The following is an 11,775-nucleotide window of genomic DNA, read 5'->3' as shown; positions in this document are numbered from 1 at the left end:
CGGGCCGGGGCCGAGGCGGTGGCGACGGTGGGCGGCCGGCCGGCCTGACACCCCGGAGCCAGGCCGGCCTGACACCGCCGGGGCCCGCAGGGCCGCTCGCGCCGGGACGCGGATCAAACTCCGGACGGGCGGCGTCAGGACACGCGCCTCACCGGTCTCCCACGCCCGGATCCTTCAAGAGCCCCGTCCACGCCGGATGGTGCGGGTCGTCGGCCCGCACGACCACGTCCGCGCGTTCGGCCGGGGCGACCTCCTCCTCGTACCGCTCGAAGGCGGGAAGCGTCCACCGCTCGCCCTCCTCCGTACGCCGCCGCAAGGCGCCCGGGGAGAGGCTCAGGTGGATCCCGAGGTCGAAGGGGAACCAGTGGCCGAGGAGCAGCGGGCCGTGCAGGATCAGCACCCCACCCTCGGGAAGCACCTGGTACGGGCTGCGGGTCGCCCGGTCCGTACGGGGGTTCCAGAGGTCGGGCAGGACGCGCCCGCTGCCGCCGGCCTCGAGCGGGCGGAAGACCTCGCGCCACAGCGCTCCTGTGTCGAACCAGCTGTCGGCGTAGGAGTCCGGGTCCTCCTTGCCGTATTCGTAGCGCAGGCTGGCCGGGCGCAGGAATCCGCCGGTGGGGACGGTGAGCACCGGGCGCCCGCGGGCTCCCAGCGCCTCGGCGAGGTCCCCCGCATGCCCCGCGGGACGGGCGGCGGGGGCGCCGTCGACGCCGATCCTGAGCCAGGACCCGCCGTCGGCCGGCTCGAGTCCGTCGGCGTGGGCGGCGAGGGTGCGCGCCAGCCGTTCCCGGGTGATGGGTTGAAAGTGCACGCATCCATCATCGCTCTGACCCATGATGATCCGCATGGACCTTGCCTTCGCCCGTCGCTTCGCCACCGTCTGGCAGGACGACTGGAACTCCCACGATCCGGGAGCGAGGTGCTGACCTTCCGGGACGGCCTGGTCATGGCGGGGTTCGGCGCCTACGGCGAGACGGCCGCCAACTGACCCGCCCCCTCCGGCCGCCTCGCCGCGGGGCAGTCCGCCGCGTCGGCGTCGTAGGAGAGTTCGCTGCCCTCGGGGAGCAGGTAGGTCACCCACAGCACGACGGGTTCGGTCCCGAGGTTGTGCCCTGTGTGCCGGCGGCCGGCGCCGGACGGTTCGATGAAGGACGTTCCGGCGGGCGTCACCTGGACCGAGCAGTCGTGGAGGGTCCGGGTGAGCGTCCCCGACTTGACCACGACTATCAGCTGCCCGCTGTGCGTGTGCCAGCCGGTCGAGCCGCCGGGCTGCACGGTGATCTCCCGGAAGGTGACGTCCGTCCGGCCCTTGGGCGTCTTCACCTTGAGCCTGCCCTCGGAGGTCCCCTTGGCGACGACGGTCCCGCTCACCCCGCTGCCCGGCGTGGCGATCGCCGCCGCCGGCACGAGGCCCAGTGCGGCCACGCAGACACCGAGGGGCAGGAGCTTCGGCAGCACCGCCCGCCTCTTCGCGCTCTTCCCGTGCTTCACACCGACCGCGCCGTCGAACCCCATGAACGACTCCTCAGCATCCGCCCTATGAACATATTCACGGTAGCGGCGAGTCGAGGGGAACGCGTCAGTCGCGTGAGCATCGGCCGCCGCGGATTTCGGCGGCGAGGGGCCCCTCGCCCAGCACCTCGGCCCGGCCGCTCCTGACCGCCTCGGCGAGGGTGCACCCACCGCGCCCGAGCTCCAGGGCGACGTCGGCGCCGAGCAGGAGGCACGCGTCGGGGCGGTCGGCGGGTCCGTATCCGTACGTCTCTCCGCCCTCCGTCCGCTCGCCGGTGCGGATGTGGAAGCCCCCCTCCGGGAGCCGGACCTCGAGAACGCCGTCCTGGGTGAGGCCGTCGAGCGCCCGCAGCAGCGGAAGGGCGAACCAGTGGGCCCTGACCGCGTCCGTGGGGCGGCGCTCGCCGAGCGCGGGCGCGCCCCACGCGGCGAGCGCGGTGAGCACGGGGAGCAGACCGCGGCCGTGCTCGGTCAGCTCGTAGACCGCGGCGGCCGCCGGGGGCGGGAGCCGGCGGCGCACGGCCAGACCGCCCTGCTCCATGTCCTTCAGGCGGGAGGCGAGCACATCCGTGCTGACACCGGGCAGGTCGGCGTGCAGATCCGTGTAGCGGCGCGGACCGGCCAGCAGTTCACGGACGATCAGCAGCGTCCACCGGTCACCGACGGAGTCGAGGGCACGGGCGGTGGCGCAGAACTGGTCGTAGCTCCGGCGGCGGGCGGGGCGTGCGGGCTGCTGCTGACGTGGCATGCGACGCAGTCTAGACATGTTGTTGGACTTTCCAAGCCCGAGCTTGGTAAAACCAAGTATCACAGTCCAGGTCGGGGAGGCACGCATGGAGTTCCGGCAGTCCAGCAAGCTCAACGAGGTCTGTTACGAGATCCGGGGACCTGTCATCGAGCAGGCCAACGCCCTGGAGGAGGCGGGCCACAGCGTGCTCCGCCTCAACACGGGCAATCCCGCGCTCTTCGGCTTCGAGGCGCCGGAGGAGATCGTCCAGGACATGATCCGGATGCTCCCCCAGGCACACGGCTACACCGACTCGCGCGGCATCCTGTCCGCGCGCCGGGCCGTGGCCCAGCGCTACCAGGCGATGGGGCTGGTCGACGTCGACGTCGACGACATCTTCCTCGGCAACGGGGTCTCCGAGCTGATCTCCATGGCCGTGCAGGGGCTTTTGGAGGACGGCGACGAGATCCTGATCCCGAGCCCCGACTATCCGCTGTGGACCGCCGTCACCACGCTCGCGGGCGGCAGGGCCGTGCACTACACCTGCGACGAGGGCGCGGACTGGAACCCCGACCTCGCCGACATGGCCTCGAGGATCACCGACCGCACCCGGGCCATGGTGATCATCAACCCGAACAACCCGACGGGCGCGGTCTACTCCCGCGAGGTCCTCGACGGCATGCTCGATCTGGCGCGCAGGCACGGGCTCATGGTGTTCGCCGACGAGATCTACGACCAGATCCTCTACGACGACGCCGTGCACCACAGCGTGGCCACTCTGGCCCCCGACCTCCTCTGCCTCACCTTCAGCGGGCTGTCCAAGACGTACCGCGTCGCGGGATTCCGCTCGGGCTGGATGGTGGTGTCGGGCCCTCGGCAGCACGCCCGCAGCTATCTGGAGGGGCTGACGATGCTCGCCTCCATGCGGCTGTGCCCCAACGCCCCCGCCCAGTACGCGATCCAGGCGGCACTCGGCGGCCGGCAGTCGATCAAGGAGCTGACCGCCCCGGGCGGCAGGCTGCACGAGCAGCGCGACCGGGCCTGGGAGCGTCTCAACGAGATCCCGGGGGTGTCGTGCGTGAAGCCGAAGGGCGCCCTGTACGCCTTCCCGCGCATCGATCCGAAGGTCCACGCCATCGTCGACGACGAGCGGTTCGTCCTGGACCTGCTGCTGCGGGAGAAGATCCAGGTGGTGCAGGGCACCGGCTTCAACTGGCCGCGCCCGGACCACTTCCGTATCCTCACGCTCCCGCACGCCGACGACCTGGACGCGGCGATCAGCCGCATCGGCCGCTTCCTGGACGGATACCGCCAGTGACCTGCCGGGCCTGCAACGCCCCTGTGCACACGCAGTTCGCCTCGCCCGGCCTGGTGGAGGCGATCGTCGAGGGCGGCCTCGATCCGGCCGGGGATCCCGGCTGGGCGGACTCGGGTGCGGCGTCCCCCGCCGAGTACGCCCGCTGGGCAGGTCACCTGTGCGGTGTGACCTGCCTGCGGATGGCCCTCGGCGCCGGGGCGCCCGACCTGTTCGCCCTGCGGGACGGGGCGTTGAAGTACGGCGCGTACACGGAGGACTCCGACGGAGTGATCAAGGGGCTGGTCCACGCTCCCTTCGCCCGGTACGTGTCCGAGGTCCACGGTCTCGACGCGGTCGTCCACCGGCACCTCTCCACCGACGGAATCCTGGACCTGCTGGACGAGGGGCGGGCGGTGATGGCCTCCGTGCACTACGGGATCCGGCACCCGGAGCGGCCCGCTCCGGGGCGGGGTGGCCATCTGGTGCTGCTGACCTCCCGCACGGCCGACGGGACCGGGGTCCACTTCCACAACCCTTCGGGGACCACGGCCGCGACCCGTGCGGCCGACCTTCCCGTGCCGGTCTTCGAGCGCTTCTTCGCGGGCCGCGGGATCTGCCTGCCCGGCCCTCCGGCAACGCGCGGGTAGCGGCTCACCCTTACGTGTGATCCGGCGGAGTCCGGGATGTCCCGCCCCGCGCTCGCGGGGCGTCCGTGCGACGGTGGGCGCCGACCTCGTCCCACCGTTCCCGGGAGACCACCGTGCCCCGTCCGCGCACAGGGACCGAGCCCCGTCCGCAGCGTCCCCGGCGGCGCACCGCTCTCACGGCCGCCGTCGCGGCCTGTGCGGCACTGGCCGCCGGAGCACCGATCGCCTACGCCACTCTCGGCGACGACGCGTCCACGGCCGTGGCCGTACCCGCCGCACGCGGCACCGCCTACGTCGAGACCCGCCTGATCTTCGGCACCGAACGACCGGACGGCGGGCCCGATGTGACCGGCGCGCAGTTCCGTTCGTTCGTCGACCGCGAGGTCACCCCGCGCTTCCCGGACGGTCTCACGGTCCAGGAGGGCCGGGGGCAGTGGCGCGACTCCCACGGAGTGATCGAGCGGGAGCGTTCGTACGAACTCATCCTGCTGTACCCGGCTGCGCAGGCCCGTCCGCTGGACGCGCGGATCGAGCGGATCCGCACCGCGTACGAGAAGGCCTACGCGCAGGACTCGGTGGCCCGGCTGGACGGGCGCACCCTCGCCGACTTCTGAGTCCCCCTGACTCCCCTCCTGTTCATCAGACGGGCGAGTCCGTGCACCCCTGCCACGGCGGCCGGAACAGCGCCGGACCGGTGGCGGCCGAACGGCCACGCACGACCGGCGCGTCGGCCGCCGCGAGTCGTCGCGGCGCCCGGACGGAGTACGGGATGACGACCAGCGGGGCGGTGACGGCACCCGGGCGTAGCCGCGGTACGCGGCGGACTGCGCCAGATGGACCGCCCCGTGCAGCCCGAACCCGTCGTAGGCCGGACGGTGCCGTCCCTCGGGTGTTCGCTACAGTTCCCGCCGCAGGAAACTACCCTCCGGCAGCCGGTCCCCGTCGCTGCTGACCACGGAGAGGATCGACACCATGGCCTGGGAGCACCTGGCCGGCGCGCACGGCGCGGACCGCGGGATGTCGGACCAGGAGAACGAGTCCTTCCGCACGGCGCGTTGGGTGATGCTGCCGCTCTGCGCGGTCCTGGTCGCGGTGGGTCTGACGGTCCGGGCCGCGCGGCGTCAGCCCCGCAGCGCGGTGAGCGCCGCGACCGGGTCGGGGTCGGGCGCCGCCCGGGGCCACCAGTCGTCCTCGCCCGGATCGGACTCGTAGCCGTACCAGCGGCTGTCGTGACCGAAGCGGAGCTGGAGGGTGCCGGCGGTGTTGGTCAGATGGTTGCGCCAGGGCTGGAAGCGCGGGAATGCGGCTGCGGCGAGGGCGGGCCGGGCCCGGTCGAACGGGCCGGCCGGAGGGTCCCAGGCGGTCTCCAGCACCTCCAGCCCCTCGGCACCGCCCTGCCGCCAGGCGGCGACGGCGCGGGCCAGGTCGGTGGTGCTGCGGCCGGTGGCGAAGGCCAGCTCGCGATAGAGCGCCCGGGTCGTGGCGGTGAGCCCTGCGGTGGGGCGGGACGCGGCGATCCGCACGGCGTCCTGCCAGGTGCTGAGCCCCGCCAGCGGATCGTCCCCCGCGGTGAGCATCGCGTGGGCCCGGGCCGCGGCGTCCGTGGCGAGGTGGTCGAGGCCGAGCGGATCGCGGGCACCGGGCAGCTCCGGGTAGGAGGGCGGCTCGCCGGGATACGTCGGTACGGGCAGAGGGGCGGGCAGCGGAGGAAGGAACCGGCCGGCCAGGGCTTCGCCGGCGGCGACCGAGGGCATGGCGGGGGTCTCGGGGCGCTCGCGCGCGGAGTGCTCGGCGTTGCGGCGGCCCAGCTCGTCGAGGAGCTCGCGCTCGCCCCTCCCACGCATCAGCAGCAGGACGAACGGATCGCTGTCCAGCAGCCGCGCCGTCTGGTAGCAGAGCGCCGCCACGTGCTTGCAGGGCCAGCCACGGTCCGGGCAGGAGCAGTCAGGGTCCAGGTCGCCGGCGGCGGGCAGCAGACGGATTCCGGCCTCGCCCGCCGTGTCGACCAGGGAGTGCGGCATCTCCTTGTCGAGCAGCGCGGACAGATGTCCGGGCCGCGCGGCGACGGCATCGAGGAGGGTGTCCCAGTCGGCCGCCGGGAAGGTGCGCAGGCGCAGCTCCGCGCGGTAGGGGCGGGGGCGGCTGCCGTGGACGTAGGCGATGACCCGGCCGGGGGTCACGGTGATCGCGGCGACCTGGCCGCCGTCCGCGTACGTACGGCCGCGGGCGAGCCGGCCCTCGTCCATCGACAGGGATTCCAGGGCGTCCACCCAGGCCCGGCCCCACCAACTGTCCGCGAAGGGCCCGTCGGCCGGGGAGGTGCGGGCGGGCACCGCTTCGAAGGTGCGCCGCAGGTCGTCGGGGCCCGGGCGGGCCGTGGCGCTCGCTCCGGGGCTCATGGCGCCCTCCGGAGCGAGACGAGGTCGGCCAGGTCACGGTCGCTGAGCTCGGTCAGGGCGGCCTCGCCGGAGCCGAGGACCGCGTCGGCGAGGGCCCGCTTGGACTCCAGCAGTTCGCTGATCCGGTCTTCCACCGTGCCCTCGGCGATCAGCCGGTGCACCTGCACGGGCTGGGTCTGGCCGATGCGGTACGCGCGGTCGGTGGCCTGTTCCTCCACCGCCGGGTTCCACCAGCGGTCGTAGTGGATGACATGCGCGGCCCGCGTCAGGTTCAGCCCCGTACCGGCCGCCTTGAGCGAGAGCAGGAAGACGGGGACCTCGCCGGACTGGAAGCCGTCCACCATCCGTTCCCGCTCGGGGACCGGGGTGCCGCCGTGCAGCAGTTGGGAGGGGATGGCGCGGGAGGCGAGATGCGCGGAGAGGAGCCGGGCCATCGACACGTACTGGGTGAAGATCAGGACGGAGCCGTCCTCGGACAGGATGGTGTCGAGGAGCTCGTCGAGCAGGGCCAGTTTGCCGGAGCGCCCCGTGAGCCGGGTCGGCTCCTCCTTCAGATACTGCGCGGGGTGGTTGCAGATCTGCTTGAGCGAGCCCAGCAGCTTCATGATCAGTCCGCGCCGCGCGATGCCTTCCGACTGCTCGATGAACGCCATCGTCTCGCGGACGGCGGCCTCGTAGAGCGTGGCCTGTTCACGGGTGAGGAAGACGGGGTGGTCGGTCTCGGTCTTGGGCGGCAGCTCCGGGGCGATGCCCGGGTCGGACTTCTTGCGGCGGAGCAGGAAGGGGCGGACCAGCCGGGAGAGCCGCTCGACCGCCTCCTCGTTGCCCAGGCCGGCCGCCGTGCCGGTGTTCTCGACGATCCTGGCGTACCGGGCGCGGAACGCCTTCAGCGGGCCGAGCAGCCCGGGTGTGGTCCAGTCGAGCAGCGCCCACAGTTCGGAGAGGTTGTTCTCGACGGGGGTGCCGGTCAGGGCGACGCGGGCGGGGGCGGGGATGGTGCGCAGTGCCCTGGCCGTCGAGGAGTGCGGATTCTTCACGTGCTGTGCCTCGTCGGCGACGACGAGCCCCCAGGTGTGGCCGGCGAGCTGCTCCGCTCCGGAGCGCATGGTGCCGTAGGTCGTGAGGACGAACCCTCCTCCGGAGCCGTCCAGGGTGCGGTCGGTGCCGTGGAAGCGGCGCACGGGGACACCGGGGGCGAAACGGTTGATCTCGCGGTGCCAGTTGCCGAGGAGGGAGGCGGGACAGACGACCAGGGTGGGGGCGGCGTGGGCACGGTGCAGATGGAGCGCGATGACGGTGATCGTCTTGCCCAGCCCCATGTCGTCGGCGAGACAGCCGCCCAGACCCAGCGAGGTCATCCGGTCCAGCCAGGCCAGTCCGCGCAGCTGGTAGTCCCGGAGGGTGGCGTCGAGACCAGGGGGTGCCGGGAGGGTGGCGTCCTCGTCGAGGATCCGCTCGCGGAGCACGGCGAGGGCTCCGGCGGGCACGGCTTCGACCTGCTCCCCGTCGACCTCGGCGCTGCCCGTCAGGGCGACGGCGAGGGCGTCCACCGGGTCCAGGAGACCGAGCTCGCGCTTGCGCGCCTTGCGGACGAGCGCGGGATCGACGACGACCCACTGGTCCCGCAGCCGCACCACCGGCCGGTGTGCTTCGGCCAGGGTGTCCATCTCCGCCTCGGTGAGCCGGTCCTCGCCGAGGGAGAGCTGCCAGTTGAACGCGAAGAGCTGCTCGGCGTCGAAGAACGAGGTGCCGTCGGTGGCGGAGCCGGGTGCGGGCCGGACGACCGCCGCAGCGGTGAGCGAGCGGGCGAGCTCGCGCGGCCAGTGGACCGCGACACCCGCCGCCGCGAGCCGTGCCCCGGCAGCGCCGATCAGCTCCTGGAGCTCGTCCTCGGTGACGGCCAGCACGTCGGGGACGGGCTGGTCCAGCAGCCGCTCCAGCGGGGGCCAGATGCGGGCGGCGCGGCGCAGGGCGAGCACGGCGTCGATCCGGGCCCTCGGCCCGAAGGGCTCGCCCGCGCCGCCGGCCCAGAGCGTGGCCGCGTCGGTGACGTACGTCGGATCGGCCAGGCTGTGCACCTGGGTGATGGCGGCGGCGGCACGCCGGGGGGCCTGCCGACCGGCCGAGTCCTCCGCCCCGTCCTCCCCGTGCGCGTCGAAGAGGTCGTACGCGGAGAGGTCGAGCCGGAGCGAGACGCGCACCCCCGCGTCGAGCCCCGCGGCCACCTCCACGGCCCACGCCCGGGCGTCCGGCAGGTGCTGCGCCTCACGGGCGGCGAACGGCGCCCCCATGGCGTGGGCCGCAGCGGGGGTCCGGGGCAGGGTGTCGGCGACGGCGTCGAGGAACGCGCCGATCAGGGCGCGGGGTTCGGGGACCCGGGACGGTGTGCCGTCCAGCGGGACGGCGTACCCCTCGGGCGGCATCGAGGCGGCGACGGCCCTGAGGTGCGCGATGTCCTCGGCGTCGCGCGGTCCGGCCCGCCAGGCGTCGTGGTCCCCGGCCGTCAGCCCGGGCAGCAGCCTGCCCCGTGCGACGAGGGTGAGGGCGTGGAGGGCCGCCGCGCCCCACGCGCGCGTGGCGGGATGGGCGGCGGCGCGGTGCCGGGCATGGGCGAGGAGGGGCACCGCCTCCGCGACGGGAAGCACCACTGCGGTCACGGTGCGGGTGCGGACACCCTCCGGACCGTCCAGGCCGACGACAGCGAGCCCGGTGACCTGGCGCGCCGGCCCCTCGGTGGGGGACGCGGCGCCGGAGAGCGGAGCCGCCACGGCGGATGACGCTCCGGTGCCCGCAGGGTCGGTGAGGCCTTCGGGAGCGGGGAGGCCTGCGGTCCCTTCGGGGTCCCAGAAGGCGATCCGGCCGTCCCGGGGCGGCGCTCCCGGCAGGAAGACCGCGGCGCACCGCAGCAGCCGGTCGACGGTGATGTCCTGCTCCTGCCCCTCCACGTCCACCGCCCCTCCCGCCTTCCGCCCGGTCGCACTTCTCCTGTACCGGCGAGTTTAGGCGGGAGGTGTGACAGGGCCCGCCCCGGCCGTGTTTCCAGAGGCGGGGCGGGTGCGGTGCCGTGTCAGTGAGGGGTGAACGGCTCGCTGCGGGGCAGGCCGGAACGCAGCTCCGGATCGAACTCCGGGAGCGTCTCCGGGTCGAACTCCGGCACGCCGTCCGGCTCCGGACCCGGCCCCGCGAAGGGCGCGTCCGGGAGCGGCTGGTCCGTGAAGGTCTGCTCCGTGACGGCCGGGTCCACGACGGCCGGGTGGGCGGCGGAGGCGTCCGCGTCCGAGGGGGGTGAGGCGGAGGGGGCCGGGTCCGGCGGGCCAGGGGTCCCCGGCTCTGCGGCGACGGCCGGCTGCTGTCCCTGCTGTGCGCGTTCCAGGAAGCGGAGCAGCTCCACCGGGAAGGGCAGGACCAGCGTGGAGTTCTTCTCCGCCGCGACCGCGACCACGGTCTGCAGAAGCCGCAGTTGCAGTGCCGCGGGCTGGGTGGACATCTGCTGGGCGGCCTGGGCGAGCTTCTTCGAGGCCTGCAGTTCCGCGTCGGCGTTGATGACCCGCGCGCGCCTCTCACGGTCGGCCTCGGCCTGCCGGGCCATGGACCGCTTCATCGTCTCCGGCAGGGAGACGTCCTTGATCTCCACCCGGTCGATCTGCACGCCCCAGCCCACGGCGGGGCTGTCGATCATGAGCTCCAGCCCCTGGTTCAGCTTCTCGCGGTCGGAGAGCAGGTCGTCCAGGTCGCTCTTGCCGATGATCGACCGCAGGGAGGTCTGCGCCATCTGGGACACCGCGAAGCGGTAGTCCTCCACCTGGATCACGGCGCTCGCCGGGTCCACCACCTTGAAGTAGATGACGGCGTCCACCCGCACCGTTACGTTGTCGCGCGTGATCCCGTCCTGGGCCGGCACGGGCATCGTCACGATCTGCATGTTCACCTTACGGAGCCGGTCGACACCCGGGACGATCATGGTGAACCCCGGGGACCGCACCGCGTCGTGGAGCCGGCCGAGCCGGAGCACCACGCCCCGTTCGTACTGCTTGACCACGCGGGCCGCGGCCATGGAGTAGACGAGGCCGACCGAGAACACCGCCACCAGTGCGATCAACAGAACCTGGACCATCACGGCCCCCTGCCTCCGGGGTGCGTTCCCACACCCACCAATAACGCCCTATTAACACGATATGCCCGATTGGCCCTTTCTCGAACCCCCGTCCGGGTGTCGGGGGCCCCGGCCGGCCCCGCACGGGATGCCGACTCCCCGGGGACCGGGCAGGGTGGCCAGCGCCAGCACGTCCCCGTGACGTACCGATGAGCCGGACGAGCAGACGAGGACCCCGCCCATGTCCGTCACCGCGCCCCCCACCGTTCTCCGCCGACGTACCGGCATCGCCGCCGGTGCGGTCCTGCTCGTCCTGGCCGCCACCGGCTGCTCCGGTCTCGGGCGTACGGCGGTCGGCCCGGTGCAGTACAAGACCGAGGAGGACAAGGTCGTCAGCGTGAACAGCCCGTCGGTCAAGGGCTGCCACCGGATGGCCCCAGCCGGTGCGAACGAGGTCGCCAACGAGACCTTGATCGACATGATCCTCTACCGCACCCGCGACTGTTCCGGCGGCGGGACCACCTACGTGGCCACGACGTTCACCGACGTCAACTCACCGCGCAGCCTTCCCTGGCGCAGCTACAGCTTCGTTCACTGACCGGCGCGGGGCTGCCGGCCGCGCCCGCGGAGCAGCGCGAACAGCTCCCGGGTCCGCTCACGCCGGTCCCGGGCGATCAGGACGACCAGCACGACGAGCAGGGCGGGCATGACGGCGTTCGGGGGGTCGAGCAGCGTCAGCTGGACGACGGACGCACCGGCCAGCAGCCCGACAAGGGCCACGGCGGCCACGCCGGCGAGCAGGGGGACCAGCAGGGCCAGTGCGCCGGCCAGCTCCAGGCCGCCGATCGTGTACATCGCACCGCTGCCCCAGCCCATCCGTTCGAAGGACTCGACGGCCGACGCGTGGGCGGTGAGCTTGGCCACCGCGCTGAATCCCAGGAACAGCGCGAGGACCAGGCGGCCCCCGGTCAGGGCGGCATGGCCCACGCCGCGACGCGGCGAGGAGGCGGCGTCCGGCAGGGCGAGCGGGGCGGCGGTGGCTTCGGGCATGGCGGATTCGGGCATGACGGTCTCCTCGGAGGGCCTCAAGGGGGCGTGCA

12 protein-coding genes are annotated in these 11,775 nt (G+C 73.3%); 4 read left to right on the top strand and 8 right to left on the bottom strand.

Features of this window, described 5'->3' with window-relative positions; genetic code table 11:
• Positions 1 to 148: 148 nt before the first annotated feature.
• The 3 genes from B9S57_RS19905 to B9S57_RS19895 all read right to left on the bottom strand — a co-directional run bounded on the left by B9S57_RS19905 (position 149) and on the right by B9S57_RS19895 (position 2,278).
• Positions 149 to 811 carry a uridine kinase gene (locus B9S57_RS19905; protein ID WP_103516906.1) on the bottom strand — a complete coding sequence of 221 codons (663 nt, stop codon included), beginning with the start codon at positions 809 to 811 and terminating at the stop codon, positions 149 to 151.
• A 152-nt stretch (positions 812 to 963) separates the two neighbouring features.
• The gene (locus B9S57_RS19900) at positions 964 to 1,515 is read right to left on the bottom strand and encodes a cupin domain-containing protein (protein ID WP_103516905.1); all 552 of its coding nucleotides are present in this window, start codon (positions 1,513 to 1,515) and stop codon (positions 964 to 966) included.
• A 64-nt stretch (positions 1,516 to 1,579) separates the two neighbouring features.
• On the bottom strand, positions 1,580 to 2,278 hold the full coding sequence (locus B9S57_RS19895) for a helix-turn-helix domain-containing protein (RefSeq protein WP_103516904.1): 699 nt from the start codon (positions 2,276 to 2,278) through the stop codon (positions 1,580 to 1,582).
• A 67-nt stretch (positions 2,279 to 2,345) separates the two neighbouring features.
• On the opposite strand from B9S57_RS19895, the gene B9S57_RS19890 reads away from it, so the two are divergent.
• The 3 genes from B9S57_RS19890 (at position 2,346) to B9S57_RS19880 (ending at position 4,797) form a co-directional block, all read left to right on the top strand.
• Complete coding sequence (locus B9S57_RS19890) at positions 2,346 to 3,557, top strand: pyridoxal phosphate-dependent aminotransferase (RefSeq protein WP_103516903.1); 1,212 nt, start codon at positions 2,346 to 2,348, stop codon at positions 3,555 to 3,557.
• Positions 3,554 to 4,183, top strand: coding sequence for a C39 family peptidase (locus B9S57_RS19885; protein ID WP_103516902.1), 630 nt, complete (start codon positions 3,554 to 3,556; stop codon positions 4,181 to 4,183). Before B9S57_RS19890 ends, B9S57_RS19885 begins: the two co-directional genes overlap by 4 nt.
• Before the next feature lie 113 nt (positions 4,184 to 4,296).
• Complete coding sequence (locus B9S57_RS19880; RefSeq protein WP_103516901.1) at positions 4,297 to 4,797, top strand: DUF3574 domain-containing protein; 501 nt, start codon at positions 4,297 to 4,299, stop codon at positions 4,795 to 4,797.
• Positions 4,798 to 5,079: 282 nt separating this feature from the next.
• Here B9S57_RS19880 and B9S57_RS34900 read toward each other — a convergent pair whose 3' ends face one another.
• The 4 genes from B9S57_RS34900 to B9S57_RS19855 form a co-directional block, all read right to left on the bottom strand.
• On the bottom strand, positions 5,080 to 5,232 hold the full coding sequence (locus tag B9S57_RS34900) for a hypothetical protein (protein ID WP_219818574.1): 153 nt from the start codon (positions 5,230 to 5,232) through the stop codon (positions 5,080 to 5,082).
• Between the two features lie 72 nt (positions 5,233 to 5,304).
• Entirely contained in the window at positions 5,305 to 6,582 is a 1,278-nt protein-coding gene (locus B9S57_RS19865; RefSeq protein WP_103516899.1) for an SWIM zinc finger family protein, read from the bottom strand.
• A complete protein-coding gene (locus tag B9S57_RS19860) occupies positions 6,579 to 9,533 on the bottom strand; it encodes a DEAD/DEAH box helicase (protein ID WP_258036470.1) in 2,955 nt (984 codons plus the stop codon). Before B9S57_RS19860 ends, B9S57_RS19865 begins: the two co-directional genes overlap by 4 nt.
• A 116-nt stretch (positions 9,534 to 9,649) precedes the next feature.
• Positions 9,650 to 10,696 (bottom strand): slipin family protein, encoded by a 1,047-nt coding sequence (locus B9S57_RS19855; RefSeq protein ID WP_181011410.1) that lies wholly within the window; start codon positions 10,694 to 10,696, stop codon positions 9,650 to 9,652.
• Between the two features lie 220 nt (positions 10,697 to 10,916).
• Here B9S57_RS19855 and B9S57_RS19850 point away from each other — a divergent pair, with 220 nt between their 5' ends.
• Positions 10,917 to 11,273 carry a hypothetical protein gene (locus B9S57_RS19850; RefSeq protein ID WP_103516898.1) on the top strand — a complete coding sequence of 119 codons (357 nt, stop codon included), beginning with the start codon at positions 10,917 to 10,919 and terminating at the stop codon, positions 11,271 to 11,273.
• Here B9S57_RS19850 and B9S57_RS19845 read toward each other — a convergent pair.
• Complete coding sequence (locus B9S57_RS19845) at positions 11,267 to 11,740, bottom strand: DoxX family protein (protein ID WP_258036469.1); 474 nt, start codon at positions 11,738 to 11,740, stop codon at positions 11,267 to 11,269. The two genes, B9S57_RS19850 and B9S57_RS19845, sit on opposite strands and share 7 nt — an antisense overlap.
• Positions 11,741 to 11,775 lie beyond the last annotated feature (35 nt).

The organism is Streptomyces sp. SM10, from assembly GCF_002910915.1.
Taxonomy (GTDB): domain Bacteria; phylum Actinomycetota; class Actinomycetes; order Streptomycetales; family Streptomycetaceae; genus Streptomyces.
Note: the sequence above shows the minus strand (reverse complement) of the source record. Positions and strands in the feature narration are given on the sequence as shown.

Excerpts from the sequence above, each read along its gene's own strand:
- B9S57_RS19895 (WP_103516904.1), bottom strand. The coding sequence starts at position 2,278 with ATGTCTAGACTGCGTCGCATGCCACGTCAGCAGCAGCCCGCACGCCCC.
- B9S57_RS19890 (WP_103516903.1), top strand. The coding sequence starts at position 2,346 with ATGGAGTTCCGGCAGTCCAGCAAGCTCAACGAGGTCTGTTACGAGATC.
- B9S57_RS19865 (WP_103516899.1), bottom strand. The coding sequence starts at position 6,582 with ATGAGCCCCGGAGCGAGCGCCACGGCCCGCCCGGGCCCCGACGACCTG.
- B9S57_RS19855 (WP_181011410.1), bottom strand. The coding sequence starts at position 10,696 with ATGGTCCAGGTTCTGTTGATCGCACTGGTGGCGGTGTTCTCGGTCGGC.
- B9S57_RS19845 (WP_258036469.1), bottom strand. The coding sequence starts at position 11,740 with ATGCCCGAATCCGCCATGCCCGAAGCCACCGCCGCCCCGCTCGCCCTG.
- B9S57_RS19850 (WP_103516898.1), top strand. The coding sequence starts at position 10,917 with ATGTCCGTCACCGCGCCCCCCACCGTTCTCCGCCGACGTACCGGCATC.
- B9S57_RS19900 (WP_103516905.1), bottom strand. The coding sequence starts at position 1,515 with ATGGGGTTCGACGGCGCGGTCGGTGTGAAGCACGGGAAGAGCGCGAAG.